The organism is Tannerella forsythia (assembly GCF_003860135.1).
Taxonomy (GTDB): Bacteria; Bacteroidota; Bacteroidia; order Bacteroidales; family Tannerellaceae; genus Tannerella; species Tannerella forsythia_A.
Genome location: NZ_RQYN01000019.1, coordinates 19,887 through 46,338 on the forward strand (window position 1 = coordinate 19,887; position 26,452 = coordinate 46,338).

A 26,452-nucleotide genomic window follows, 5' to 3' on the forward strand; every position below is an offset into this window, starting at 1 on the left:
ATCTTTGTTGCGAAATCTGATTACTGTAAGTAATTATGAATTTGCCGGACGGATATTGTTTGCAAAATGGCAAGTATTGTCTAACGAGAGTCATCGGCCAGGGAGGATTCGGAATCACCTATTTGGGCGAGTGGAACACTGAGGTCAAAGGTGAACTCGGAGCAGTAGAAACGACCGTGCCCATTTGCATTAAAGAATACTTCTTTAAAGACTATTGCTTTAGAGATGAGACAACATTCGAAGTCAAAGTGCACTCCGGAACCGGCAAAATCCTTTTTGATAAGTTCAAAGAGCGACAAATCGAAGAAGCCAAAATTCTTTCCGAAGTACATCATCCGTATATCGTCAATGTGTTGGAAGTGTTCGAAGAGAACAACACAGCCTACATCGCGATGGAACATATATCGGGTTGTTCATTGAAATCCATGTTGAGCGAGCAGACGGTATTGCCGGAATCGAAAGTGCTCAGGTACGTCGCACAGATCGGGAAGGCGCTGGAGTTTGTACATCAGAAAAACATTCTGCATCTCGATATCAAGCCCAACAATATTTTAATCGACAAGAATGATAATGCCCGATTGATCGATTTTGGTGTCAGTAAGCGCTACGATCTCGAAGAACAGGAGGCATGCACAACGACGCTTACACTATCAAAAGGATTTGCATCGATTGAACAGTACGACGATGAGGGTACGGTAAATTTCTCTCCTTGTCCCGATGTTTATTCGTTGGGGGCAACCATGTATAATCTACTGACCGGCGTAATCCCGGTCGAATCGATTTTAAGAGCCACAAAGCCTTTGGTTCACCCGTCAGAACTGAATAAACGAATCTCTCCGAAAACGGAAGCTGTCGTGCTGAAAGCGATGCAGGTCAATCCGAAAGATCGCTATCAGTCGATAAAAGAAATGATGGATGCTTTGGATATCCCACCATCGATCGAAAGCAAAGAAAACATAAGCTTTCCGAAAAAAAAGGAGCACGAAGCGAAACAATCTGTCGATGAGAATGAAAGCACACAGTTGATCACAACTTCTCGCAAGTCTGGATCAGTTGACAATGAGGAAACTCTATTTATACCTCTGCAAACGAAGCAATCCAAACAACGGCGTACAAAAAGTAAACGACGGATTTTATTGCCCTTGTTAATCTTTGCGTTCGCAGGTGTAGGTTGGGCTGTGTCATACCTGTTCAGTTGGAGCGATAAAAGCACAACATTTATCAACAACAAGTTAGTCGCTGACGCCTCGATACAACAAGGCGAACCGATCATTCCGGTCGATCTCCAACCTCAGACGGAGACTCCCTTAACCGAACCATCTCCTTCCGAAGTGACGAATGAAATCCATAAAGAGGAGCGAACGGAGAAAAAAGAAGGAAACGAAACCGCTCCGGCAAAGAAAGAAGAGAAATCGGAGAAAACGACGACAAGCAAAGAATCGGATAAGAAAGCCTCTGAAGAAGCGTCGAAAGCCAAAAAGGCGGAAGAAGAGACCGAACGAATGAACGCAAATTATGCGGCATTGTTGGCGTCCGGAAAAACAAAAATGGATCAAGGTCAATACATTGAGGCAAAAGCAGACTTTACAAAAGCCAAAGAAATAAAGGTTACCGAAGACGTTGTTCGTTTATCGTTAGCTTGTGAGGAGAAAATAGAAGAAAAAAATATTGCGGCTCGGATTGCATTGTATGAATCGGGAATGACTTTTGGCAACTACACGATCGTCCGGAAGAAACAAAACGGACGTTATGGGGCAATTGACGCCAAAGGAATCGAACGTATCCAATGTGTTTACTTGAGCGTGGGACGGTCTGAGAGCGGACGGGCTTTTGAGCGCGAAGACCATCTGTACGATATTTATAACTCAAACGGAGTATTAGTCGGGAGAGGACTTACGACCTACTAAATAATAAAGAAGATAGATGAAAATATGGATGTGGATTATATTCGGATGTTTATTGCTTCCCTCCTACGCCGGAGCACAGCGACAGGCCGAATATAACCGTAGAGGAGACGAAGCGATGAAACGCAACGATTATCGGGACGCGAAAATGTGGTACGAAGAAGGCGTTTCATATTGTGACCAGTACAGTATCCATCAACTGACCGAAATATGGCTGAAAGATGAGACGATGCATGTCTCGATGCGTACGGTGATGAGCAAATGCTTGAACTGCTTGAATGAATATGCAACGGAACGAGACACATCGGCCATTCAGAAGTTAATCCTCTATTACACCCAAGGAATCGGGACCACTGAAAACCGGACGACTGCCGGCTATTGGCGCAAACAGCTCGAAGATATACGCCGTTCAAACGCGCTTCCCCCTACCCTTCCGAAGAAACCCAAAGAACCTATGCGTTTCTTTGCCGGATATGATTTTTCTTTGTTGGCTCCATACGGTATTCGGGTCGGTGGAATAAATAATCTGATCGGCTGGTATGTAAAACTGCATTCCAACCTTTCTTTTCAAGCACACAACGAAGAATGTCGTGTCGATGGAAATCGATTCGTGATCGAGAACATGCAGCAATATTACGGTCCGACAGGACGAACGAAAGCAAATGTGATGATGGGATCGGCCGGTATTATGCTAAAGACCGTAGAGAATTTATACACGTCTTTGGGAGCAGGGTATTGGCAACGAAACGTATTGCGTGAATACGAAATCGTAAACGATGAAGGCATCAGGCAGTCTACCGGATGGGCAAAAGATCGCGACGCCTCGAAAAAAGGTCTTAAAATAGATTTGGATGCCACCTATTTCTTAAAAAACAAGCGCTTCTATGTTTCGGGCGGATGCAGTGCTTTTAACTTCAAGTACTTCTATCCGAATGCGGGAGTCGGCATGGTTTTCTAAAAAAAATGAACAAACAATGAGACAAGCTAAATACTACATCTTTCTGATCGTTCTTTCTTGCGGATTTATTTACGGATGTATCGACGATCCGAAGGTAGAACCGGGGATACAAAACGCAAAAATACCCCAATTGGGAACAACTGTAAAAATAGAACGCACAGCTTCCTCCATCACATTGACCGCCTCGGTCGAGAAAGCCAACGGCGCGGCGGTGGAAGAGCGCGGATTATGCTGGTCGAAAAAAAACAATCCTACCGTTCGCCCCGACAGTGCTCAAGCTTTCGGGAAAGGACTGGGTGAATTTAACGGCACGATCGAAAATTTATCCAGCAATACAACATATTATATCCGGCCTTATGCCAAAAACCTGAAAGGGATCGCCTATGGGGAAGAAAGTAAGGTCTCGACTAATACGGGATTAGGATCGGTTCGTACGTTTGTGATCATAGACAGTGTGCGTGCTAGAACGGCACTATCCGGAGGAAAAATAGAACTGCACGGCGAAGGGGCTGTTCTTGCTCGTGGAGTGTATTATTCGACATCGTCATTGATGCTTCCGAAAGATTCGGTGCTAAGTACGATGGATACCGATTCGTTCATCTGCCGGATCAGCGGTCTGAGAACATCTACGAAATATTACGTTCAGGCATTTGTAAAAAACCGATTTGGCTATTATGTCATGTCCGGACCTCTTCGAACATTCCTGACAGGAGACGGTTTACCGACGGTTTCACCTGTCACCATTATAAAAAGAGGCTATACGACAGCTGCCTTCTCTGCTACCGTGATGAAGGAAGGGGATGCTCCCGTTATTCAGCGCGGTTTCTGCTGGAGCACGAAGAAAAATCCGACCCTTGAAAATGCGTCGTACGATGACAAATGCGGTGTGGGGGCCGGCACTTTCAAGGTAGAATGCGAAAATCTGATCTCGCGACAAAAATATTACGTGCGAGCTTTTGCCCGGAATAAAGATTTCGGTATTTCATACAGTGAACAAGATTCGTTCATTACGAAGAGTAATATCCCCACTGTCACTACGGCAGAGTTAAAAAACATCGAGAAAGGAGCGGTTACAGTTGGCGGAAAGATCGAAGAAGCGGGACAAAGTGCCGTGAAAGCGTGTGGAATCTGCTGGTCTGCGACCGTCGCGAATCCTACCCTGACGAATGCCGAAGTATTAGAGATTGAGCCGAATGCCGAAGGCATTTTCAGCAGTCAAATTACCGGCCTGAAAGGAGGAGTAACGTATTATTTCCGAGCTTATGCAACGAATAATGAAGGAACCTCATACGGAGAGATCAAAGTCAGAACGATGTCCAAAGTATTCAAGGGAAATTTAAAAACGTTTCAAGGTGCTCCTCGTATTCAGAATTCTCCGGCTTACTTCTCCATCCGAGATTGGGGATATATTCTCGGTGGAGATATTGGCCCTCAATATACGGCTGAACTTCATTACTATAATGCCACTACGGACGAATGGAGAGCGATGCTGTCACATCCGGAAGGCCCGGTCAAATGGCAGACGGCTGTCGTGCACGACAGATCGGCCTTTATTTTCGGGGGAATGGCTGCCGATCGTAAAGCAAGAAACGATTTTTATCAATATAACTCGTGGAGTAATACCTGGTATGACAGATCGACGACCATAAGACCGGATTCCTCTTATCTCTCGGTCGGCTTTGCTTTGAACGACAGCATCTGTTACGTAGGCGGTCGCAAAGACACAGTCAAAAACGAGGTATGGATGTACGAGGTCTCGGCCAATACGTGGAAACGGCAGCCCGATTTCCCCGTCCAACAATACGGAGGCATCGCCGTAACGATAGGGAATACAGCTTATGTCGGACTCGGTAAAAACGGAAGCGGTGTCTTCAATAAAGGATTGTGGAAAACAACGAATGCCGCTTTATGGACACGAGAAACAACTTGTACGATCTCGACCGAGGGTGTTTTGGCCGGTGTGGCACATAATAATCGAATCTATATGATTGATGAAGCATACTATATCATCGAATATAATCCGTCTACGATGCTCTGGACAAAGAAATCGCAACTACCTCCCCAAGCAAGAGGCATTCATTGTATGTTTGTCATGAACGACCTGATCTACATCGGTCTTTCTCCGACGTCTACGACCATGATTTCTTATGATCCGACATGGGATAATTAAAGGCAGAAGCAAGGCTTAGCATGCGGTTTAAACTGTTTTTTTATATAAGTTCGCACACTTTTCATTCGATAATTTGAACGATGAAGTCACAACTACTGATTGGTGCAACCAGTTCGGGATGCGGCAAAACAACGTTTACCGCCGGATTGCTTCGCTCGATAAAACGACGGGGGATGAGCGTTCAGCCGTTTAAATGCGGCCCCGATTACATTGATCCGCATTATCATAAGTTGGCGGCGGGCTGTGAGTCCGTGAATCTCGACAGTTGGCTGTCGTCGCCCGCGCATGTGCAATATCTTTATGACCGTTATGCTGCGACCGCCGAAGTCTGCGTGACCGAAGGGGTCATGGGACTGTTCGACGGATACGCGAAAATGCGCGGAAGCAGCGCCGAGATCGCCCGGTTGCTCGATATTCCCGTCGTACTGATTATCAATGCCCGCTCCGTAGCCTACTCCGTAGCTCCTGTCATCTACGGATTCAAGCATTTCAACCCGGACATACGTATCGCCGGGGTCGTATTTAACCGTACGGCCTCCACTACGCATGCCTCGTATCTGAAAGAAGCCTGCGCGGACGTAGGAGTCGAATGTTTCGGCTGCCTGCCGAAGATCAACGACCTCGAAATACCGTCCCGTCATTTGGGACTTACGATAGATGCCTCCTTTCAGTTCGAACAACTGATCGAAAAAACGGCGGATGCCATCACGGCGAATATTGATATCGATCGCTTGCTGGAAGCCTGCCAACAAGCGGTACTGCCCGGAGTTTCCATCACTCCACCGGCACGACTGCCCAACAGAGGATGGTCTATCGCCGTAGCACGCGACGAGGCGTTCACGTTTACTTATAAAGAGAACATCGCACGCCTTGAACAAATGGGCGAAGTCACGTATTTCAGTCCGATCAAAGATCCAAGACTGCCACCGGCCGATCTCGTTTATCTTTCCGGCGGATACCCCGAGTTCTACCTGAACGAACTGAGCGCCAACCGGTCGATGCTCGAAGGCATCCGTTCGTACGTTGAAAACGGAGGGAAGCTATTGGCCGAATGCGGCGGCATGATGTACCTGTGCCGCTCGGTGACGGGGATGGATGGGGTAAGCTACCCGTTAGCAGGTGTACTTCCGCAGGAGGCGACCTTGAGCAGCATGCGTCTGCATCTCGGCTATCGTCGCTTCGCGCTGAACGGAACGGAATGGAAAGGACACGAGTTTCATTATTCATCGATCGTCGGAGGAGATACGCCTCCCCTTTCGGTCGCTCAACAATATAATGTCAGAGACGAAATGGTCGACACACCCGTTTATCGTTACAAGAACGTGATCGCCGGTTACACCCATTTATATTGGGGTGAAAACGATATAATGAATTTGTGGGAAGCATAACCCGGCGATCTTTTAACGCGTCCCGAGATAGAGAAAGAACATACCGAGCAGTATCAGCAACAGATCGACGGTCTTACTTTTAAGATTCTTCTCGTGAAGCAACAGGGCGCCGGCGGCGAAAGTGACAAGTACGCTGCTTCTCCGAATCATCGAAACGATCGAGATCATCGAGTCGGGAAAACTTAGCGCGTAGAAATAGATCCAGTCGGCCATCGCCAGAAAGACGGAAATCAGCAGAATCCCCCATCGCCATTCGAACGGTGTGGTACGTTTGCGGGACGGATACCAGAGAAACAGCAAAATAGGAGTCATCAGGGCGAACTGATACACATTGAACCAGACCTGAACCGTCATCACATCGAGCGACCGCATCAGGTATTTGTCGTACAAGCCGCTCATCGAACCGGCAACGACCGAGAGCACCGCGTAAAGAATCCATTTGTTATGCGTAAACCGTATGCCTTCCTTGCGCCCCGACGACGACAACATATAGAAAGACAGAATGGCCAGCAGCATCCCGATCCATTGGTAGAGATTCAGTCTTTCACCGAAAATGATCAATGCACCGAGCAGCGTCAGGACGGGCTGTGTGGCCTTCACAGGGCCGATGATGGTCAGCGGCAGATGCTTGACCGAGAAATATCCGGCCATCCACGAAGTAAGGACAATGACCGATTTCAAGAACACGAGGCCATGCGTTTGCCACGAAACACGAGGCACGTAAAACATCGTTCCGTCGAGCATGTCCGACCCGTAAGAGACAAGTACGAAAGGCAAAAAAAGCAGGCTGGAAATCATCGTATTCAGAAACAGCACAGGGATCACGGCGTTCCGACTGACGGCCATTTTCTTGCTTACATCGTAACATCCCAACAGGAATGCCGAAAGAAATGCCAAAGCTACCCACATCGTTACTCAACGGTCATGCGTGAATAAAAAGATCGTCCGGATAATCGATGTCAATCAGGGCGAGTCCTTCGGGTGGTGCGGACGTACCGGCCCGGCAACGGTCTTTCGCTTCAATCAACCGGCGAAAATCATCGACACTGCGCTTACCTCGCCCTACCTCGAACATCGTACCAACAATGGCGCGCACCATATTCCGCAAGAAACGATCGGCCTGAATCGTAAACACCCATCGCTCTCCGTCTTTCTCCCATCTGGCTTCGTCGATCCGACAGTTATTCGTCTTCACGTCGGTATGCAACTTGCTGAAGCTCGTAAAATCCGTATAGTCGTACAAAGTTTTGGCCGCCTCGTTCATCGCCTCGAAGTCCATACCGCGCAACGACATGCGACAAACGGCTTCGTAATCGAACGGATCTTTTTTTTCGGAGACGATATACTGATACCGGCGCAATAGGGCGTCGAACCGCGCATGCGCATCGGCACGTACCGGAACAATCCGCTCTATCGCGATATCTTTGGGGAGCATGCGGTTCAGCTTACCCGCGAGTCGTTCCGTATCGTCCAAGGCTGTCGACACATCGAAATGCGCCGCCATACGACGCGCATGCACACCGGCATCGGTACGTCCGGCACCCGTCAGCGGCACAGGATGGCGAAGCACCGTCTTCAAGACGTCCTCCACACACTGCTGCACGCTCAACCCGTTCGGCTGACGCTGCCAACCGCAATAATTCGTTCCCTTATATGCCAACCAGATAAAATACCGATTCATACGTTTTCTGTCTTCCGTAACGGGCGGCAAAGGTACGAAAACCCTTTCCGTCCGCCATCATAAAAGTGAGTATAATAATGGGTATACGATATCAATCGCAATCAATACGATCCATATCGGGAAAAGTTCTATTAAGTTGTTCGTAATGGAATGTAATAAACTTTATAACCCTATTCCTTTTGCTATTTGTTCAATATGTTATGTTGTATGAGATTGTTTGCAATCCTTTATCGAATAGAAGACTTTCCACCAATTCAAGTTGATATTTTTTGGTTATGTTCTCAAATATTTTGACTCCTCCACCCAAGATTATGGGATTGAGCTTTATCTTTAAGACATCTATTTCTTCATTTTCGAGGAGCCATCCCGCCAGTGTTCCCCCTCCACAAAGATAAATATCTGTTTCCGACGCTGCTTTTATTCGTTGGACTTCCTTCAGATCTATTTTTTTGATCTCCACCATATCGCTCTGGTTTTCAAACTTCAGAGTATTTGAGAATATATAATGCTTCATGTGCATATAAATGGGAGACGGTTCTCCGGCTTTTGCTCCAAATTTATAACCAAATTCATACGTATTTCGTCCCATTATGACCGTCTTAAAAGACTCAAGTTCCTTTAAATACTTCTCAACCCCTTCGCTTTGGTAGATAAATCCACTCATATCTTCATTCATTCCAGAAATAAATCCATCAATGGAGCTTGCTACATAGTACACTATTTTCGCCATGTTTGTATGTTTAGTTTTTGTTTGCTGTTAACGTAGTTGCAAAGATAAATAAATTAAAATTATTAGGAAGTAGTCGGCCAAGCAGTTTGTAACGCTTAGGCCCTAATAATCGTTGAAGCTCAACTGTTGAAAAACTTTTCTTGGTGCTTATGAACAAACAGATGGCTGTAACCCCATAATGAAACGGCAATTTCGAACTACACATAACAAAATAGAATCAAACGATTTAACACCCCTCACTCTTTTCACAGTGGATTTTCATTGGATATAATCACATCAGTGAGACGTTCTGTGCCAACTTGCTGGCTTCGGTTACAATATCCGCCCTGAGCTGTACGAACGTTGAGCGATCTTCATAAAATGTAAGACTCCCGTCACGAACGATCGAAATCGTATCTACGTAAGAAAACAAATGTTCCATGTCGTGCGAAGCCACAAAAACGGTATGCCCCAGTTTCCGGTATTCGTCGAGCAACGCCGTGACAAATGCCGATGTGCGAAAATCTAACCCGTTAAACGGCTCGTCGAGTAACAGCACATCATTTTTTTGCATAAACAGTCCCATGAGATACAATTTCTTCAACATACCGGTCGAATACGTATCGGCATATTCGTCAAGGGGCAATGCGAAGTACGTATTCAGTCGAGTAAGGTGTTCATCCTCCCACGGCAAGTCTCGGACCGTAACGTAAAAGTGCAGAAATTCTCGGCCGGTAATCATCGGATACATATACAATTCAGCCGGAAGATATCCCACGCGTAGATCGGAAGGAAAAAAGCGCTCCCCATCGAACGGAAGCAGTCCGGCCATACATTGAAACAAAGTCGTCTTCCCGGCTCCGTTCTCTCCCAGAAAGCCGTGAATCAACTCCGACGCATAAGACTGCGAAATTTCTCGGAGCACGACTTTTCGTCCGTATCGCTGCCGGTTAATTTTCAGATCGAACATCATACAAGAAGACTTTCATTTTCCACACGGCTCCTCCAAACAGCAACGGAAGGAGCAATAAACACACAACAACAGCTACCGGAGATGCGGCGTATACGAAAGCTGGCACAAGCAGTCCCATCAACACCAGCATGAGCGAAAACAATATATTCGGATAACAGACATAAAACGCGTACATCAAAACAATATTTACATACAGAAAAACGAGTAACAAGGAAGCAAACAACAATGCGTCAGAAGGAAATACGACACACGAAACAGAAAGACACCAAACAGAAGGAATCAGCGAATAAAGAAGAACTTCCTTTGTCTTTCGCTTCATCAGAAACAAAGCATTCGGATAGACGCAAAGATACTCCTTCGGATCATGGCGCATGTAATATGCCGAGAAGCACGGCAGGCAAACGGCTACCCCCATCATTACGGAAGCCATGTCGGGGTTATGATGTAGCAACGCGACAGCGTGAAGCACTAATGCGAATAGTATAATCCACCCAATTTCCGTTCTATACCCGGACACCCACTGATAAGCAGCCGAGAAAGGTAACCTGAATACACGCCGTCCCACAGCCGCCCCACCTCTCTTTCCATATTCCGACCGATAATAAGCCAATCCCAACACGACGGCTGTACCGAGTGTCGCTACCCAAACGCCTGTTAAGACGCTCCAGAAGAAAAACGGAATTGATAGAACCAGACATCTCACAAGACGGACAAGCAGATGAGATATATGCAGACTCTTCAATAGAAGCTCTTTTTCTGGACGAATACGGCAAAACCATCCTCCAACGAATACAAAAGCAGTCGTCGTCCATACATCATGCAAAACACTTGTCCTAATCGAAGCCTTTACGAGCATATAACAAAGTACACCAGCCGTTACAACAATTAATACCCTGAGGAGAAGAGGGAAAGCATGGAACAATCGCCAATGAGAGCGTGCTGTCAGACGAAGATATACGATGAGGCCGTTCATTTCAGGATATTCTTTGATGAAAAGAACGTTATCCGCCCTGTCTTTATTTTACGATAAGCCCTGTTTTGTTCGTTTTTCGTTCTTCACTTTTCTCTTTTCACTTCTCCGTAATCACTAACTACTGTTTTTTTCGTATGTTTGTCTCACAATAAAAACAAAGACATTTTACAATCATCCCATGGGACATCATTCAAAAAATGACTATATGAAACAGGTAGCATACCTATTTATCGGCTTTATAGCCGGTATTTCGACCGTCTGCGCAGCCAAAAACGGAACGGCTGCAACACTTCAGACACCGCAAAAAAACTCGTTGACAAGAGATACGATCCATCTGGACGAAGTGATTGTAACCGGTTCGAGGGTTCCCATCTTGCGCGATATGATGCCTATTCCGGTCAGCGTCGTAGGCCGTCAGAGCCTCGAACAAAGCGGCGAGACGCCCCTTCTCCCGACGCTTATGCAACAAGTGCCAGGGCTGTTCGTTACATCGCGGGGTATGTCAGGCTACGGCGTGTCGGCCGGTTCGGCGGGTGCCATCAGTCTGCGCGGTTTCGCCGGAAGCGCGGGACGGGTACTGATACTCATCGACGGTCACCCGCAATACGCTTCGATTTTCGGGCACCCGATTGCCGACGCTTACATTGCCTCAGACGCTGAACGCGTCGAAGTCTCGCGCGGTCCGGCATCGGTACTATACGGGTCGAACGCGATGGGTGGCGCCATCAACATCATCACGCGCCAAACAACCGGTGAGGGGAATCACCTGCGGGCACGGCTGTCGGGCGGATCGTACGGCACACAACGCTACATGCTTAACAACAGCTACCGGACAGGACGCTTCGGAGGGGTTATCGGCGGAAATTACGAACGCTCGGACGGGCACCGAAAGAATTCCTTCTACGAGTCGTTGAGCGGTTTTGCCAAAGCGGGTTACACTTTAAACGACGAATGGCAACTGACGGCCAACGTGAACCTCGTCCGCTTCAAGGCCGATAATCCGGGAACGATCAGCCGCCCCATGCTCGACGGGACGGTCGACATCGTGCGCGGGATGTCCGGTCTCTCGCTCGAAAACCAATATGCCAAGACGCGGGGCGCCGTCAATTTCTATTATAACTGGGGGAATCATACGATCAACGACGGCTATTTCGAAGGCGGAACGCCACAACCTTACCTCTTCCACTCGACCGATTACATGGGGGGAGTCAATCTCTATCAGGCCGTCCATCCATTCGAGGGTAACACGGTGACCGGAGGCTTTGACGTCAAACTCTACGGCGGTAACGCCTACCGCACCCCCCAAACGGAAATCTATGCCGATCATAAAAAGTTGTACGAACTTGCGGGTTATGTCTTTGTTCAGCAGCAAATCCGTCGTTTGATGCTGCATGCAGGACTCCGCCTCGAACACCATAAACTCTACGGCAGCGAATGGGTACCGCAAGCAGGCGTCTCATTCAGAGCCGCCCCGCAAACGCATTTGAAACTTTCCGTTTCAAAAGGGTTTCGGTCACCGAACATCCGCGAGTTGTACATGTACGTACCGGCCAATGAAAAGCTGCTGCCCGAACGTAGTCTGAGCTATGATTTTACGGTATCGCAACGGCTTTTGGAGAATCGTCTGTCGATGGAAATGAGTCTCTTTTGGACAAAGGGCGACAACATCGTGCAAGTCGTCCGTGTAGAAGGACGGCCGCAAAATCAAAACGCCGGCGAGTTCATCCACAAAGGCCTCGAATTCGGGTTTCACTGGCATATTCTGCACAATCTTCGCCTAAACGGGAATTACAGCTATCTGCACATGGACAAACCCATCACCGGAGCGCCACGCAACAAACTGTACACGGCCCTGACATACGCCCCCGGCCGATTCACGTTCAACGCCGGAGTACAGACGATCGAAAAACTTTACCTCTCGACCGGCGAAAAGGCGCAAACAAGCGATTATACGCTCGTCGACGCACGCGCCGCCTACCGTCCGCTGAAATGGGCGGAAGTATTCGTAAAAGGAGACAACCTCCTCTCACGAAGCTACGAAACCATGCTCGGCTTCCCCATGCCCGGCGTCACGTGGATGGCAGGTGTTATACTCGACTTGTAAAGAACGGAATACACATTAAATCAATGCAAAAGGGTATGCCGGTACATTGCGTTTGGGCATACCCTCTTACGTATATGTAAGAGTACTGTTATATCTACAGAATGGTTAATCCGAAAGCTGATAGCTAACCGTTATTCTTTACTACTCTGACTACCTTTACTACTTTGCTCCATTTTTCACTCTTCGTTTTTCACTTTTCACTTACTTGTGTTCGTAATTCGTAATTTGTCATTCGTAATTATTCGTCAGCCAACAACTCAACACTTAAACATTTCAACAACTCAATGCTCGAAACGCATCCCGATTATTGGGGATAAAACGACAAAAAATCCACAGAATTAGGGATTGCGGAGTACTATCGGCGACTCTAACTTTGCATTCGAAATTTAAACGATAAAAAAAGACATGGGAAAAACAGCCATTATTTACGGTTCTACGACAGGTACGACCGAAGACATTGCAGGCCGCATAGCCTCACAGATGAACGTTGCAAGTGAAGACGTGTACGAAGTAGCCAAAATCACGGCAGCCGACGTAGCTCAATACGACATGCTGCTGCTGGGTTGCTCCACTTGGGGAGCCGGCGATTTGCAGGACGATTGGTATGACGGACTGGAAACGCTCAAGCAAGCCGATCTGGCAGGTAAGAAAATCGGCCTCTTCGGTACGGGTGATTCGTCTTCCTATTCCGATACGTTCTGCAGTGCGCTGGGCGTGATTTACGAAGGACTGAAATCGTCGGGAGCGACGTTCGTCGGACAAGTCGATCCGTCCGAATATACGTTCGATAGTTCCGAAGCCGTGGTAGACGGACAGTTCATCGGTCTGCCGATCGACGAAGAGAACGAGCCGAACAAAACGGACGACCGCATCAGCCGCTGGATTGCCTCTCTGAAATAAGACATACCGCGATGGAACGGACGGGAGTGTTGCCGGGCGAGATCAGAGTCTTGCATAATCATATCTACGAATACAAGAAAGGCGTGCGAAATCTCGTGCTCTTCACCATGAACGAGCGCTACCTGACGCTCGCACGCGAACGACTCGAACGACAAAACATTCCTTACCTCGTTCAACGCGCAGGGAGAAACAACATCAATCTTTACTTCGGGCAGCCGGAATGTCTGGAGACGATCAGCACGTTTGTCGGGCGTCCCCTGAACCGGCTTACCCCCGAAGAAGATTTTATCCTCGGAGCGCTTCTGGGCTACAACATCTGCGAGCAATGCAAGCGCTTCTGCTCAAAGAAAAAAGATTCCTGTGAGGCCGAACGGGCATAAAACGAGCCCGGACGCGGATACCACCGCAAGCGCTCCCCGAACATGCCGACCGGCAAAGGTTGCGGAAGTGCATTTTTTGCCCTATATTTGTCGGCTGAAAACAATTAATGTAAAAGTAACATGAGAATAGAACAGATTACAGCCCGCGAAATCTTGGATTCGCGCGGAAATCCTACGGTAGAAGTAGACATCAGACTTGAGTCGGGTATCATCGGACGTGCCAGTGTGCCCTCCGGCGCATCGACCGGCGAACACGAAGCCCTCGAATTACGCGATGGCGACAAACAACGCTATTGCGGCAAAGGAACACTCAAAGCCGTCGATAACGTGAACAACATCATCGCTCCGGCGCTTATCGGGATGTCTTCACTCGAACAGCGTGCTATCGACCGGAAAATGCTCGAGCTCGACGGCACAAAAACGAAGTCGAAACTCGGCGCCAACGCCATCCTCGGTGTATCGCTTGCCGTAGCCAAAGCAGCAGCCAACTATCTTGACATGCCGCTCTACCGCTATATCGGCGGCACGAACACGTACGTTATGCCCGTACCGATGATGAACATCATCAACGGCGGATCGCACAGCGATGCCCCCATCGCCTTCCAGGAATTTATGATCCGCCCCGTGGGCGCTCCCTCGTTCCGCGAAGGTCTGCGCATGGGTGCCGAAGTGTTCCACGCACTCAAGAAAGTATTGCACGACCGCGGACTCAGCACGGCCGTAGGTGACGAAGGAGGATTCGCGCCCGCGCTCAACGGAACGGAAGACGCTCTCGATTCCATTATTCAGGCCATCAAAGCTGCCGGATACGAACCCGGAAAAGACGTGAAGATCGCCATGGACTGCGCCGCGTCGGAATTCTATAAAAACGGTGTATACGACTACAGCCTCTTTGAAGGAGAAAACGGTAAAAAACGTACGGCCGACGAACAGATCGCTTATCTCGAAGAATTGATCAACAAATACCCGATCGACTCGATCGAAGACGGTATGAGCGAAAACGACTGGGACGGCTGGAAGAAACTTACCGCGCGCATCGGCGACCGCTGTCAGCTGGTAGGTGACGACCTCTTCGTGACGAACGTCGAGTTCCTCTCGAAGGGTATCGAAACCGCTTGCGGAAACTCGATCCTGATCAAAGTGAACCAGATCGGCTCGCTGAGCGAAACGCTCGACACGATCGAAATGGCGCACCGCCACGGATACACGACGGTTACAAGCCATCGCTCGGGCGAAACGGAAGATGCCACGATCGCCGACATCGCCGTTGCCACGAACAGTGGACAAATCAAAACCGGATCGCTGAGCCGCAGCGACCGTATGGCTAAATACAACCAGTTGCTCCGCATCGAAGAAGAATTAGGCGCATTGGCCGTTTACGGATATAAAAGAGTGAAATGAATTTCTTTTACAAATAAATCATACTTTATGGAAAGAGCGCCTTTGTGAAAAGGCGCTTTTTTTGTGTACTTCTTTCCCGATTCATCATGCGGAGAATGAGTGCTTGTCGCTCTCCTCGACCGATACGATACTACGCGTTACGTCTTAGCTGTTCCACATACCGGTCGACCTTCAGCATCTCTGCCGGTATATCGAGACGCTGCGGACAGTGCGGGTTGCATTGGCCGCAAGTCGTACAATGATCAGCCTGACGTTGCCTTTCCACCCTGCGGTCGTACCCGACCAGAAACGCATGCCTCGCTCTACGATAATGCTCGTCGTGTATGTTTTCCGAGAAGTTGCCTTCGTTCAGGCATTTATTATAATACGTAAAGATTCCGGGAATATCCAGCCCGTAAGGACACGGCATGCAGTACTGGCAGGCGTTGCACTGAATAAGCGGGTATTTCAACATAGTCAGAGCCACCTCTTCCAGCATCGCGCGTTCCTTATCGTTCAACGGACGGAGCGGCGAATAGGTGCGTATGTTTTCCTGCAAATGTTCCATATACGTCATGCCGCTGAGCACGGTCAACACATCCGGTTCCGAGCCCGCGAAACGAAATGCCCAGGATGCCGTACTCGCTTCGGGGTCCATGGAGCGCAGCAGTTCCGTAGAGAGACCGTTGAGACTGGCCAGCCTTCCACCCAGAAGGGGTTCCATGATAATGGACGGGATGTTGCGTTTCTTCAGCTCGCCGTAAAGGTATTCGGCATTCGTGTTCGACGGATTTACTTCTTTCGCGTGTTTCCAATCGACGTAATTCAGCTGGATCTGCACAAAGTCCCACTTGCATTCGTCGTGGCGCGACAGCAAATAATCGAATACTTCGATGTCGCCGTGATACGAAAATCCCAGATTACGGATGCGTCCGGCTTCACGTTCTTCCAGCAGAAAATCGAGCATTCCGTTATCGAGGTAGCGACCTTTGAGCGCCTCCATCCCTCCCAGCCCGATAGCGTGCAGGAGCAAATAGTCGATATAGTCGACTTGTAAATACTTGAACGAATTGTGATAAATTTCGAGTGATGCTTCCCGGCTCCATGTGTCCGGCGAGAAGTTCGAGAGCTTCGTCGCGATGAAATATTTGTCGCGCGGGTGACGGCTGAGAGCAATCCCCATCGCCTGCTCCGACATCCCTTTACAGTAAGCGGGCGACGTATCGAAATAATTCACGCCGTGTTCAATAGCATAGTCCGTCAGACGATTAACCATCTCTTGATCGATATCATTTTCCGACTCCCGCGCGCTCTCGTTACTCAAGGTCGGCAGACGCATACATCCGTATCCGAGAAGCGAAACTCTGTCGCCGGTGTTGGGATTCGTGCGGTACGTCATCTGGTCGGTCGGTACTTCGCCGACCGTTCTACGCGGTTGTTTTTGATTCGTGCATCCGTAAAGCGCCGCGGTCGAGGCTGCCGTTCCGCCAAGCACCTTGATAAAATCTCTTCGATTGAGCTGATTCTTTTTCATTTTGATTACTGTTTGAAATGAACATTAAACGGAACGATGTACTTCGTGACCGACGACATAAATCGCACTGAAAGGGCGCGAGGGGCAAACATATTCGCATGCGCCGCAACCGATGCATCGCTCGGTATCGACGGAGGGGAAGCGGAGTGAATCTTCGTCGTTCGGATCGGAAGCGATCATGGTGATTGCTCCGTTCGGACAATGACGCTCGCAATTCCCACACTTCACCCCGTCACGCTTCACGATACAATCCTCCATCACCCACACGGCATGCCCGATCTGTATCGAAGTCTTGATCTCACGAGTGATCGGACGGATAGCGCCCGTGGGACAGACCTCGGAACATTTCGTACATTCCGGCCGACAGTAGCCGCGGTCATATTCCATTTCGGGCTGCATGAGGCTCGTCCAATGATCGGAAGGACGAAGCACATGGTTCGGACAGGCCGATACACAGAGCTGGCATGCGGTACACTGACGCGCAAAATGGCGTGCGCTGATCGCTCCCGGAGGGGTGAGCTTCGTCACACGGTCGGGAAGGACCTTGTCTTTAATCTCCGCAAGTCCCCCGTCGACCTTCTTGTCTTGCGCCTTCACGGCCGAAGCGAGTGCGACAGAAGCCGTAGCCATGAAAAAATGACGGCGTGAATGTACGCTTCCTCTCGAACGTGGTCTCGAAAGCGACTTCTCCGGAGAAGCTTCCATGCAGGCCACCCAATGATCTGCCGGTACAAGCTCTTGCTTCTTACGTCTCGGAACGAAAGCGATCGCTTTTTTACGGCATCCGTCCATACAGTTCATACACGATACGCATCGACTGTAATCGACCGTATGTGCTTTCGAATCGATACACGATGCTTTGCAATTACGTTCGCACAGGCCGCACTGGTTACATTGGTCCGCATCGATCCTTACCTTGAACAGCGAATAGTTCGACACGAAGCCCAGCACCGTACCGACGGGACAAATCGTATTGCAATACGTCCGTCCGTTACGCCATGCGAGAATCGCCAGCACAACCAACGTCACAAGCGGAACCGCCAACATCATAGCTCCTTTATACCCTATTACGTCGACGGTATAGAAGGCATAACTGTCTATCCGTTCGGCAAAATGGGCGAGCAGGTTATTGCCCGCCCGGTAAACGGGAGCAAACAATTCGTTTACGATACGTCCGTAAGCGCTGTAAGGTGAGAGCAACGATACGAAGGCCCTCGCAACACCCGCACCCACAACAAACGAACTGACGGAAAAAGCTGCGACAAAGAGAACCAACACCGTGTAACGCAACCATGAGAGCACCGGAGAATAACGGAACCGGCGTTTGTTGAATCGCCCGGAGATTCGTGAAATCACGTCTTGAAAGATGCCAAGCGGGCAGATAACCGAACAATAGACGCGTCCGAAAAGGAGTGTCAACACAAGCAGCGCAAGAATCACGCCGATGTTCAACGCGAGCACAGCCGGCCAGAATTGAATTTTTGCCAGCCAACCGAATGCATAACGGGCTGTTCCCGTAAAATCAAGAAAGAGTAACGTTGCCGAGACGATACAAACGACGGCAAGCGCGACTCTGGTTTTTCGTAGCATAGCCTAATGATTTGAATGTTCGTACAAATAAATTTCTGTTACAAAGATAAAGAATAAACGATCGAATCGTTTCCTTTTTCTATAAAAACGAAAAAGATGGTTTTATCACGAAAGAGATTCCGGAGGAGTTTCGGTAGCGTAAATGAAACGATGTCTGTTTTTATTTTCTTATCAAACTCCGTTTCCCTTTCTTACTCAATGGGGAATGCTTTGTTCGGAATCTTCGGTCAAAAACAGTTAAGGGTCGAACCCTTAATCGTTTTTTTCCGGTCAATGGCACAAAACCATATTCATATTCCCGTTACAACCGATAGAAGGATCAAGATTCTTCAAATCCTCTATCAATGCGTCCACATCTTCTTCGCGTGTTGCCCAGCTTGTGCAGAAACGTACAGCGATATGGTGCATATCGACTTTTGTCCAATATTCAAACGCGTATTTCTCCGACAACGTGGCGATTTGTGTATCGTTCAAAATAGGAAACTGTTGATTGGTGGGCGAAGGATACAGGAACGAAATTCCTTTTGCTTCGAAAGCGTCGCGTATTTTCATGGCCATACGAACGGCATGACGCGAAATCTCGAAATACAGCCCGTTTTCGAATAAGGTTTCGAACTGAATGCCCAGTACTCTTCCTTTGGCAAGCATTGCGCCCTGTCGCTTCATCAGATAACGGAAATCTTGCTTAAGTGTATCGGCAAGAATGACGACCGCTTCACCGAAGAGCGCGCCTACTTTCGTTCCACCGATATAAAACACATCGCACAGTCGGGCTATATCTGGTAGCGTGAGGTCGTTTGTTTCGGCTTCGAGAGCATATCCAAGACGTGCTCCGTCGATAAAAAGAGGTATTCCGTAACGACGACATACCTCGCTCAGGCGCTGTAATTCTTCTTTATAATATAATGTACCGCATTCGGTAGGTTGTGAGATATATACCATTCCGGGCTGTACCGTGTGTTCGCGATTGGCATCGTTCCAATGAGCGAGAACGGCTTCTTCCACTTGTGCGGCCGACAGTTTACCGTCGTGAGCCGGCAAAGCCAACACTTTATGTCCGGTAGCTTCAATGGCGCCTGTCTCGTGCACGTTGATATGCCCCGAATCGGCCGAGATAACTCCCTGATGCGGACGCAAAACAGAGACTATAACCGTAGTATTCGTCTGTGTGCCCCCCACAAGAAAATGAACATCCGCCCGATGATCATCGCAGAGACGACGAATGATTTGCCGTGCATGCTCGCAATGTCTGTCGTCGCCATATCCTTTTGTCTGTTCAAAGTTTGTCTGCACGAGGCGATCCAGAATTTTAGGGTGCGCACCTTCGGCATAATCACATTCAAACCGTATCATTGATATTCCATTTATTTGTGGTACAAAGGTAATGATTATCTTGTAAGTCGTATGTTTTTTTTCTATCCACTCATAAAAAAACATTATCTTTGCGGCGCTGTCAAAATCGGCAAGCAGGTAAGCAATGAGAGTTTTCTGGATTGTATTGGGGAGCGTCAGTCTGGCATTGGGAGTCATCGGAATATTTATTCCGCTGTTACCGACCACGCCTTTTCTTTTACTTTCTGCTGCGGCCTATTTCAGAGGCTCACCACGTCTTTACAACTGGTTACTTCATCATAAGTATTTCGGAAGTTATATCCGTAATATCCGCGAAGAACACGCCATTCCGCTACGCGCTAAGATTATATCGATTACAGTTATGTGGCTGACGATCGGTCATTGTGTGCTGTTGCTGGGAATTCCCGTATGGTTACGAATTCTGCTGATAGCCATTACGGCAGGCGTTACCGTTCATATTCTTTCGTACAAAACACTAAAACATTAATTTATCATGACACATTTTTTAAAGTTCGGCATTGTGGGAGTGGCGTTATGTCTGTGCCATATAGCACAAGCACAAGACAGCCCCCGGGAAAAAGGTTTAAAGACAATCAATCGCGAGACGGCCGAGGCACATATCGGTTTTCTGGCGGACGACGCCCTTCGCGGGCGCGAAGCCGGAAGTCAGGAGGGACGTGTTGCCGGTGTGTATCTGGCCTCTTATCTTCAAACATTGGGACTAAAACCGCTGTTCGACTCGTATTATCAGCCCTTCGAGGTTTATCGCGCCGAGCGTCAGCAGAAAAAACGTTTTCAGGTGCATCCCGACTCTGTCGCGATGCTTCGCAAAGGAGTACATCAGAAACTTACCATGCGCAATGTGCTTGCCCGGATTGAAGGGAAGCGTCCCGACGAAATCGTAATCATCGGCGCACATTACGATCATCTGGGTTACGATCCGCATTTGGACGGCGATCAGATATATAACGGGGCAGACGATAACGCGTCGGGCGTTGCGGCGCTTTTACAGATCGCGCGCGCTTTTTTGGCTACCGGCGTGCAACCGCAACGAACCGTCATTTTCGCGCTATGGGACGGCGAGGAAAAAGGATTGCTCGGATCAGCTTATTTTACCCAAACCTTTGCCGATCTGGAGAAGGTAAAAGGTTATTTAAACTTCGACATGATCGGGCGTAATACGAACGAAGCTGAGCCGGAGCATGTCGTATATTTCTATACTGCCGCTCACCCTGTTTTCGGCGACTGGCTGAAAAACGACATTGCGACTTACGGATTAAAACTCAAACCCGACTATCGCGCATGGGATAAACCACTCGGAGGAAGCGATAATTCATCGTTCGCAAAGCATGATATCCCTGTGATTTGGTATCATACCGACGGACATCCCGACTACCACCAACCGTCAGACCATACGGATAAAATCAATTGGGAAAAAACCGTCGATATTACGAAAGCGGCCTTTCTCAATCTCTGGAATCTCGCGAACGAAGCGGATTTTTGACGCAATACGTACCATGAAATCCTTTCGTTTATTTATGCCGTCTGTTACATGATGTAATTTATATTTTTTGTTATCTTTGCACAATAACAACCAATGTAAGTAATCATCATGAAACAATTCAGTAAATCCGTTAAGTCTGTCTATTCCGTTTTCAATCCGGAAAAGAAAGAGAAAAATGCCGAACACGCAAAAAGTGTATCCATAAGAAAAACAAACCCGATATTTCGGAACACAGGTTTTACCTTATCGGCAGTCATCGTTTTTCTGCTGTTATCTTCTTTTCAGCAGATGCCCTCCGTCACTTCATTCGATGAAGAAGCTAACATCATGTCCGAACCGTTCGCTCACGCTCAAACACCTGCCGGAGAAGAGATGAAACTTCTGGCCGAAGGAAACGGAAAAGCGTTTTATCTCCGTTTGGACGCGCCTCCCGGCGATGACGATTTTATCGGTCAATATACGTTATACGTGAAAGACCTACCCGATGGTTCTCTGACTCCACTGTTTCAAACTTCGCCTTTTGGCAAACAGGGAACCAAACTAAAAATCAAAAAGGAAGACAAGTACGTAGAGGAAGGAATCGAAGCCGTCGAAGAAATCATACTTTTATCGGATTCGAAAATCTTAATCAACGGATGTCCCGATGCCCGAAATATTTATTCCTATATCTACGATCTGACTACAGGAAAAGTCGTTTTTCTCGACGTTTACAGCGGATATGTAAAGACGATTGAGGAAAACGGGCGTCCCTTAATCGTTATGGCTACGTATGCTTATGATTATGACGGCGGCGGACGCTACGGAATGTACGTTTATTTCGACATGGACGGCAACAGAGTTCGTGAGGAAAAAGCCCCTGAAGACGGAGATTATTAATCCTGTATTGTATCACCATTAATATATATTGATATGAAGACGTTCAAACATTACGCAAGCTGCCTTTTCGCGGCAGCCCTCCTCTTTACAGGATGCCAAAACAGTAACAGCACAGGCGCGACGGATCAAACGACGACCGCGACGGACTCTATCGCGGTCGATAAAGATACGGACCATCCGGTGATCCGCACCATCATGGAGCGTCGAAGCATCCGCAAGTATAAAACGGATTCCGTACCGCGCGAAAAGATGGACATCATCCTGCGTTGCGGCATCAACGCGCCCAGCGCCATGAACGGACAACCCTGGGAAGTACGTGTAGTAGATAATGCCGAGTTTATCGACGGCATTACGAAGCTCTTTGTCGAATCGGTTAAGGACGACGAGCGCATGATAAAGATGATACAAGACGCCGAGTTTAAAAACATGTTCCGCAATGCTCCCGCCGTTATTTTTGTGGCCGGAAAAGACGGCGAAGGAAAATTCGACTGCGGCTTGTTAAGCGAAAACATCATGTTGGCAGCCCATGCCATGGGTTTAGGCACCTGTTGTCTCGGCAGTCCGATACGTTTCATGAAAAGCGACGTTGCCGCCGACTACATGAAGCGTCTCGACTTTTCCGAAGGCTATGAACTTTATTACGCCATTGCGATCGGCTATCCCGACGAGTCGCCCGAAGCCAGACTGCGCGATGCTTCCAAAGCGCGCTACGTAGAATAAAGCTCCACGCAGCATCCTAACACAGCTACCATTGACTACCCCGACGAGTCGATGGTAGCTTTTATTTTATATCAAAGCAAAATATTTCTCCTCATTTATATCTTTCATTTTTGTAATAGTGTATTGTGCTCGCATAATATGGCATTTCATTTTTGTAATCCTCCATTGTGCTTGCACAATATAGCATTTCACTTTTGTAATCCTCCATTGTGCTTGCACAATATAGCATTTCACTTTTGTAATCCTCCATTGTGCTCGCACAATATAGCATTTCACTTTTGTAATCCTCCATTGTGCTTGCACAATATGGCATTTCACTTTTGTAATCCTGCATTGTGCTTGCACACTATGGTATTTCACTTTTGTAATACTATATTGTGCTAACGCAATATAGTATTTCATTTTCGTAATCCTGTATTGTGCTAATAAAATGAGAGATTTTATTGGTGTAATGACGCCTCTCTTATTATTTTCTAAAATCAATTTATCCGAAAAGAAAAAAAAATCAACTTTTTTTCTTTTTATTTTGCGGATTAAAAAATAAAACATATCTTTGTACGCGTAAGAGAAATGAAAGAGACAAATCATCTTAAAAATTAAATATTATGATTGAAAGCACTTATTTGACACGTGTTCCTCACGACGATTTTTTTCATACCATGACGCTTGTGCGCTCATTTTTGAACGAGGAAGATTTGATTGCCATGAAACTCGTTAACCCGGCCGGTGGTTTCACTAAAGCATTCGACGAGTACGACGACGCGTTTAAACAGGCCAGAAAAACAGGCCTGATCGTCAACAAACATGAAGTAGACGCCGAGCGCGATAAAGCGTTTATTGGCTTCTATCGTATAACGAAAGGTTATTTGAACGCTCCGGAAGACGACCTTCGCGAAGCTGCCACACGCATCTGGAATATGATCGAGCACTACGGCGGGAGTAAAATAAGCCGCATGCGTCAGGGTGCGGAAAGCGCGGCTATTACCAATTTATTGCAAGATCTTGACGAAGCGGATCTGACGGTTCTCAATCTGAAAAGTTGGACCAAGAAACTGAAAGAAGCTAACGACCGTTTTATCGAGCTGCATGCCAAACAGACGGAGAAAGAAGCCGAATACGTAGTCGGGCTGCTGTCCGATACACGCAAACATCTCGATGAGCAATTCCGCATACTTTGTAAGAACATTAACAGTCTTGCGGTTGTAGATGGCGAAGGTCCGTACGTGCGGCTCGCCGGACGTATTAATCAGGCGGTATCCAACGCTCAGCAGATGGTTAAACAACGTAATTCGATGCGTAAAGGCAAAGAAGAGTCGAAATAACGACATGCGAACGTGCGGCAATGGCGAGTTGCTGACGAGTTAAAAACAAATTTCCCTCCGTGTCTGTCCGTATACAGGCATCGGAGGGAGATTCCGTTTATCAGGCGGCGACAACCGCTAAGCAATCCAAGCCGGAAAGTCGCGAATCCGTTCCACAATTATCTCTCCTGATAGAGATAACGCTTGATGCTTTGTTTAGGCGTCTTCTCGAAGGCTTCGGTATGCAGCCGGAACTCCTCTATTTTGCAGTATTTTGGAATGCGCTCGTTGAGCGTCGTCAAATTCTCCTTCATCACCGTGTCGAGGTCTTCGTCCGTCAGCCCGTTCTTCGTCACCAACTCATTGTCGGGATAAATCAACGCGGCTAATTTGTCGCCGTAACTTACAATAAGCGACTCACCCACATAAGGCAGGTTATTTAAAACACTTTCAATCTCTTCGGGGTAAATATTCTGCCCGTTCGAACTGAGGATCATCGTCTTGCTTCGTCCGCGGATAAAGAGAAAACCCTCTTTATCCATCGTGCCGAGGTCGCCCGTAAGCATCCATCCGTCGGCAGCCATCACTTCGGACGTGGCGGCCGGGTTTTTATAATAGCCGAGCATCACGTTTGTTCCGCGCACCATGATCTCACCCGCGACGTTTTCAGGATCGGGCGAATCGATTTTCACTTCCATCCGGTCAACAATCCGCCCGACCGAACCTTCCTTATACGTATCCCATTGTTCGTACGAAATCAGCGGACCGCACTCCGTCATACCGTAGCCGACCGTGTACCGGAACCCGATGAGGCGAAGAAAAGCTTCTACTTCCTTATTGATAGCCGCACCTCCGATCACTACCTCGGTAAATTCGCCTCCGAAAGCGGCATTCAGTTGAGCTAAAATTTTTCGACGGATCATCTGTTTTACGATCGGCAGCTTACAAAGAAATTTCATTTTAGGCTGTTCCAAAACCGGAAAGATTTTATTTCGCACAATCTTTTCGATAATCAGCGGCACGGCGATAATCAACCGCGGCTTAACCGCCGAGAAACTGTCGATAATGATTTTCGGGCTGGGAATGCGCGGCAGGAAATGAATATGGCAGCCTTTATTGATGCCGTTCAGGATTTCAAAAGCCAGTCCGTACATGTGCGCCATGGGAAGCATGCACACGAAATGGTCGCCCGAACGCACGAAAGGCAGATGGTCTGCCGCGTACTTCGTGTTGCTCCACAAACTGCGGTAAGGCAGCATGACACCCTTAGAGAAACCTGTCGTTCCCGATGTATAATTGAGTACCGCCAATTCTTCGGGTTCTTCCACATGAAAGCGTACCTCATCGGCCGAAAACGCAGGATGTTGCCTGCTGAAAATCTCCTTAATCTGTTCGCGCACCTTCATCACTTCCGGTCGTTTACTGCGAATCACCGACCAGTCTTCGAGCGACAAAATCAGCTCGACCCCCGCGATAGCATGCTCGTTAAGTACTTCCCAGTTTTGTTTGGCGGCGAGCAAAACCTTGGCCTCCGAATGATTGACAATATGATGAACGTTTTCGGGCTTGAAGTCGTGCAAAATAGGAGTCGCCACCGCGCCGTACGAAAGGATGCCGAAAAAGCTGATCACCCACCGCGACGAGTTACGTCCGATGAGCGCTACCCTGTCGCCCTTGCGGATGCCGGCTTGTTCCAGCAAAATATGCAGTTGATAAATCTCGGCGGCAATGTCTTTGTAGTAAAACGTTTCGCCTTGATAATCGGTCAATGCGGGCAATTCCCAATGAGCCTTGAGACTGTCTTCGATAAGTCCTAAAAAACGATTTTTCATGTCTGTGTTCTTTTATTTATTCTGCTTTATTTAGCCATACAAAGGTAGCATAAATCGATGTTTTGTGTAGATGTTACGTATAAATATCGTAATTTGTTATTATTGTCCTATGCCGCATATTCGATAGACTTATGTTTAAAGTACTTCTTCACTCTTTCGGGAATGTTTGTAAGCAATTCCATATGCTGTTCTACATTGTTTTGCAATATCTCTTTATTTTTA

General features: G+C 47.9%; 23 protein-coding genes. 13 read left to right on the forward strand and 10 right to left on the reverse strand.

What is annotated here, in order from left to right; genetic code table 11:
* The first annotated feature begins 35 nt into the window (after nucleotides 1-35).
* The 4 genes from EII41_RS06425 to EII41_RS06440 all read left to right on the forward strand — a co-directional run bounded on the left by EII41_RS06425 (nucleotide 36) and on the right by EII41_RS06440 (nucleotide 6,420).
* A complete protein-coding gene (locus EII41_RS06425) occupies nucleotides 36-1,907 on the forward strand; it encodes a serine/threonine protein kinase (protein WP_124789909.1) in 1,872 nt (623 codons plus the stop codon).
* Nucleotides 1,908-1,923: 16 nt separating this feature from the next.
* Nucleotides 1,924-2,862, forward strand: coding sequence for a hypothetical protein (locus EII41_RS06430; RefSeq protein ID WP_124789910.1), 939 nt, complete (start codon nucleotides 1,924-1,926; stop codon nucleotides 2,860-2,862).
* 16 nt (nucleotides 2,863-2,878) lie between these two features.
* A complete protein-coding gene (locus tag EII41_RS06435) occupies nucleotides 2,879-5,032 on the forward strand; it encodes a Kelch repeat-containing protein (protein WP_124789911.1) in 2,154 nt (717 codons plus the stop codon).
* Between the two features lie 80 nt (nucleotides 5,033-5,112).
* Nucleotides 5,113-6,420 (forward strand): cobyrinate a,c-diamide synthase, encoded by a 1,308-nt coding sequence (locus EII41_RS06440; protein WP_124789912.1) that lies wholly within the window; start codon nucleotides 5,113-5,115, stop codon nucleotides 6,418-6,420.
* A gap of 12 nt (nucleotides 6,421-6,432) precedes the next feature.
* Here EII41_RS06440 and EII41_RS06445 read toward each other — a convergent pair whose 3' ends face one another.
* From EII41_RS06445 to EII41_RS06465, 5 genes are all read right to left on the reverse strand, one after another.
* A complete protein-coding gene (locus EII41_RS06445; protein ID WP_124789913.1) occupies nucleotides 6,433-7,329 on the reverse strand; it encodes a DMT family transporter in 897 nt (298 codons plus the stop codon).
* Between the two features lie 13 nt (nucleotides 7,330-7,342).
* Complete coding sequence (gene truA, locus EII41_RS06450; RefSeq protein ID WP_124789914.1) at nucleotides 7,343-8,101, reverse strand: tRNA pseudouridine(38-40) synthase TruA; 759 nt, start codon at nucleotides 8,099-8,101, stop codon at nucleotides 7,343-7,345.
* A gap of 190 nt (nucleotides 8,102-8,291) precedes the next feature.
* Nucleotides 8,292-8,831 (reverse strand): dihydrofolate reductase family protein, encoded by a 540-nt coding sequence (locus tag EII41_RS06455; RefSeq protein ID WP_124789915.1) that lies wholly within the window; start codon nucleotides 8,829-8,831, stop codon nucleotides 8,292-8,294.
* Between the two features lie 271 nt (nucleotides 8,832-9,102).
* Nucleotides 9,103-9,783 (reverse strand): ATP-binding cassette domain-containing protein, encoded by a 681-nt coding sequence (locus EII41_RS06460; RefSeq protein ID WP_124789916.1) that lies wholly within the window; start codon nucleotides 9,781-9,783, stop codon nucleotides 9,103-9,105.
* Complete coding sequence (locus tag EII41_RS06465; protein WP_124789917.1) at nucleotides 9,761-10,756, reverse strand: hypothetical protein; 996 nt, start codon at nucleotides 10,754-10,756, stop codon at nucleotides 9,761-9,763. Before EII41_RS06465 ends, EII41_RS06460 begins: the two co-directional genes overlap by 23 nt.
* Nucleotides 10,757-10,961: 205 nt before the next feature.
* On the opposite strand from EII41_RS06465, the gene EII41_RS06470 reads away from it, so the two are divergent.
* The 4 genes from EII41_RS06470 to eno all read left to right on the forward strand — a co-directional run bounded on the left by EII41_RS06470 (nucleotide 10,962) and on the right by eno (nucleotide 15,541).
* Complete coding sequence (locus EII41_RS06470; protein ID WP_185711854.1) at nucleotides 10,962-12,860, forward strand: TonB-dependent receptor; 1,899 nt, start codon at nucleotides 10,962-10,964, stop codon at nucleotides 12,858-12,860.
* A gap of 405 nt (nucleotides 12,861-13,265) precedes the next feature.
* Entirely contained in the window at nucleotides 13,266-13,760 is a 495-nt protein-coding gene (gene fldA, locus EII41_RS06475) for a flavodoxin FldA (protein WP_124750686.1), read from the forward strand.
* Nucleotides 13,761-13,771: 11 nt separating this feature from the next.
* Complete coding sequence (locus EII41_RS06480) at nucleotides 13,772-14,140, forward strand: DUF2023 family protein (protein WP_124750687.1); 369 nt, start codon at nucleotides 13,772-13,774, stop codon at nucleotides 14,138-14,140.
* Between the two features lie 120 nt (nucleotides 14,141-14,260).
* Entirely contained in the window at nucleotides 14,261-15,541 is a 1,281-nt protein-coding gene (gene eno / locus EII41_RS06485) for a phosphopyruvate hydratase (protein ID WP_124750688.1), read from the forward strand.
* A 130-nt stretch (nucleotides 15,542-15,671) separates the two neighbouring features.
* Here the strand turns inward: eno and EII41_RS06490 are convergent, their stop codons facing one another.
* From EII41_RS06490 to EII41_RS06500, 3 genes are all read right to left on the reverse strand, one after another.
* Entirely contained in the window at nucleotides 15,672-17,054 is a 1,383-nt protein-coding gene (locus tag EII41_RS06490) for an aldo/keto reductase (RefSeq protein ID WP_124789919.1), read from the reverse strand.
* Nucleotides 17,055-17,078: 24 nt separating this feature from the next.
* Nucleotides 17,079-18,644, reverse strand: a complete 1,566-nt coding sequence (locus EII41_RS06495) for a 4Fe-4S binding protein (protein ID WP_124789920.1) — start codon at nucleotides 18,642-18,644, stop codon at nucleotides 17,079-17,081.
* A gap of 270 nt (nucleotides 18,645-18,914) precedes the next feature.
* On the reverse strand, nucleotides 18,915-19,997 hold the full coding sequence (locus EII41_RS06500) for a threonine aldolase family protein (protein WP_124789921.1): 1,083 nt from the start codon (nucleotides 19,995-19,997) through the stop codon (nucleotides 18,915-18,917).
* 124 nt (nucleotides 19,998-20,121) lie between these two features.
* Between EII41_RS06500 and EII41_RS06505 the strand changes: the two genes are divergently transcribed.
* The 4 genes from EII41_RS06505 (at nucleotide 20,122) to EII41_RS06520 (ending at nucleotide 23,097) form a co-directional block, all read left to right on the forward strand.
* Nucleotides 20,122-20,484 carry a YbaN family protein gene (locus EII41_RS06505; RefSeq protein ID WP_124789922.1) on the forward strand — a complete coding sequence of 121 codons (363 nt, stop codon included), beginning with the start codon at nucleotides 20,122-20,124 and terminating at the stop codon, nucleotides 20,482-20,484.
* A gap of 6 nt (nucleotides 20,485-20,490) precedes the next feature.
* Nucleotides 20,491-21,501, forward strand: a complete 1,011-nt coding sequence (locus tag EII41_RS06510; protein WP_124789923.1) for a M20/M25/M40 family metallo-hydrolase — start codon at nucleotides 20,491-20,493, stop codon at nucleotides 21,499-21,501.
* 108 nt (nucleotides 21,502-21,609) lie between these two features.
* Complete coding sequence (locus EII41_RS06515) at nucleotides 21,610-22,377, forward strand: hypothetical protein (RefSeq protein ID WP_124789924.1); 768 nt, start codon at nucleotides 21,610-21,612, stop codon at nucleotides 22,375-22,377.
* Nucleotides 22,378-22,410: 33 nt separating this feature from the next.
* The gene (locus tag EII41_RS06520; protein ID WP_124789925.1) at nucleotides 22,411-23,097 is read left to right on the forward strand and encodes a nitroreductase family protein; all 687 of its coding nucleotides are present in this window, start codon (nucleotides 22,411-22,413) and stop codon (nucleotides 23,095-23,097) included.
* A 66-nt stretch (nucleotides 23,098-23,163) separates the two neighbouring features.
* Here EII41_RS06520 and EII41_RS06525 read toward each other — a convergent pair whose 3' ends face one another.
* On the reverse strand, nucleotides 23,164-23,646 hold the full coding sequence (locus tag EII41_RS06525; protein ID WP_124789926.1) for a hypothetical protein: 483 nt from the start codon (nucleotides 23,644-23,646) through the stop codon (nucleotides 23,164-23,166).
* A 56-nt stretch (nucleotides 23,647-23,702) separates the two neighbouring features.
* Between EII41_RS06525 and EII41_RS06530 the strand changes: the two genes are divergently transcribed.
* The gene (locus EII41_RS06530; protein WP_124750696.1) at nucleotides 23,703-24,419 is read left to right on the forward strand and encodes a DUF6261 family protein; all 717 of its coding nucleotides are present in this window, start codon (nucleotides 23,703-23,705) and stop codon (nucleotides 24,417-24,419) included.
* 158 nt (nucleotides 24,420-24,577) lie between these two features.
* Here the strand turns inward: EII41_RS06530 and EII41_RS06535 are convergent, their stop codons facing one another.
* Nucleotides 24,578-26,230, reverse strand: coding sequence for an AMP-binding protein (locus EII41_RS06535; protein ID WP_124789927.1), 1,653 nt, complete (start codon nucleotides 26,228-26,230; stop codon nucleotides 24,578-24,580).
* Nucleotides 26,231-26,452 lie beyond the last annotated feature (222 nt).

Excerpts from the sequence above, each read along its gene's own strand:
- EII41_RS06470 (WP_185711854.1), top strand. The coding sequence starts at position 10,962 with ATGAAACAGGTAGCATACCTATTTATCGGCTTTATAGCCGGTATTTCG.
- EII41_RS06510 (WP_124789923.1), top strand. The coding sequence starts at position 20,491 with ATGACACATTTTTTAAAGTTCGGCATTGTGGGAGTGGCGTTATGTCTG.
- EII41_RS06490 (WP_124789919.1), bottom strand. The coding sequence starts at position 17,054 with ATGAAAAAGAATCAGCTCAATCGAAGAGATTTTATCAAGGTGCTTGGC.
- EII41_RS06530 (WP_124750696.1), top strand. The coding sequence starts at position 23,703 with ATGATTGAAAGCACTTATTTGACACGTGTTCCTCACGACGATTTTTTT.
- EII41_RS06460 (WP_124789916.1), bottom strand. The coding sequence starts at position 9,783 with ATGATGTTCGATCTGAAAATTAACCGGCAGCGATACGGACGAAAAGTC.
- EII41_RS06430 (WP_124789910.1), top strand. The coding sequence starts at position 1,924 with ATGAAAATATGGATGTGGATTATATTCGGATGTTTATTGCTTCCCTCC.
- EII41_RS06440 (WP_124789912.1), top strand. The coding sequence starts at position 5,113 with ATGAAGTCACAACTACTGATTGGTGCAACCAGTTCGGGATGCGGCAAA.
- EII41_RS06425 (WP_124789909.1), top strand. The coding sequence starts at position 36 with ATGAATTTGCCGGACGGATATTGTTTGCAAAATGGCAAGTATTGTCTA.
- EII41_RS06455 (WP_124789915.1), bottom strand. The coding sequence starts at position 8,831 with ATGGCGAAAATAGTGTACTATGTAGCAAGCTCCATTGATGGATTTATT.
- EII41_RS06480 (WP_124750687.1), top strand. The coding sequence starts at position 13,772 with ATGGAACGGACGGGAGTGTTGCCGGGCGAGATCAGAGTCTTGCATAAT.
- EII41_RS06525 (WP_124789926.1), bottom strand. The coding sequence starts at position 23,646 with ATGTTTTATTTTTTAATCCGCAAAATAAAAAGAAAAAAAGTTGATTTT.
- EII41_RS06505 (WP_124789922.1), top strand. The coding sequence starts at position 20,122 with ATGAGAGTTTTCTGGATTGTATTGGGGAGCGTCAGTCTGGCATTGGGA.
- EII41_RS06535 (WP_124789927.1), bottom strand. The coding sequence starts at position 26,230 with ATGAAAAATCGTTTTTTAGGACTTATCGAAGACAGTCTCAAGGCTCAT.
- EII41_RS06435 (WP_124789911.1), top strand. The coding sequence starts at position 2,879 with ATGAGACAAGCTAAATACTACATCTTTCTGATCGTTCTTTCTTGCGGA.
- truA (WP_124789914.1), bottom strand. The coding sequence starts at position 8,101 with ATGAATCGGTATTTTATCTGGTTGGCATATAAGGGAACGAATTATTGC.
- EII41_RS06520 (WP_124789925.1), top strand. The coding sequence starts at position 22,411 with ATGAAGACGTTCAAACATTACGCAAGCTGCCTTTTCGCGGCAGCCCTC.
- EII41_RS06445 (WP_124789913.1), bottom strand. The coding sequence starts at position 7,329 with ATGTGGGTAGCTTTGGCATTTCTTTCGGCATTCCTGTTGGGATGTTAC.
- eno (WP_124750688.1), top strand. The coding sequence starts at position 14,261 with ATGAGAATAGAACAGATTACAGCCCGCGAAATCTTGGATTCGCGCGGA.
- EII41_RS06465 (WP_124789917.1), bottom strand. The coding sequence starts at position 10,756 with ATGAACGGCCTCATCGTATATCTTCGTCTGACAGCACGCTCTCATTGG.
- fldA (WP_124750686.1), top strand. The coding sequence starts at position 13,266 with ATGGGAAAAACAGCCATTATTTACGGTTCTACGACAGGTACGACCGAA.
- EII41_RS06500 (WP_124789921.1), bottom strand. The coding sequence starts at position 19,997 with ATGATACGGTTTGAATGTGATTATGCCGAAGGTGCGCACCCTAAAATT.
- EII41_RS06515 (WP_124789924.1), top strand. The coding sequence starts at position 21,610 with ATGAAACAATTCAGTAAATCCGTTAAGTCTGTCTATTCCGTTTTCAAT.
- EII41_RS06495 (WP_124789920.1), bottom strand. The coding sequence starts at position 18,644 with ATGCTACGAAAAACCAGAGTCGCGCTTGCCGTCGTTTGTATCGTCTCG.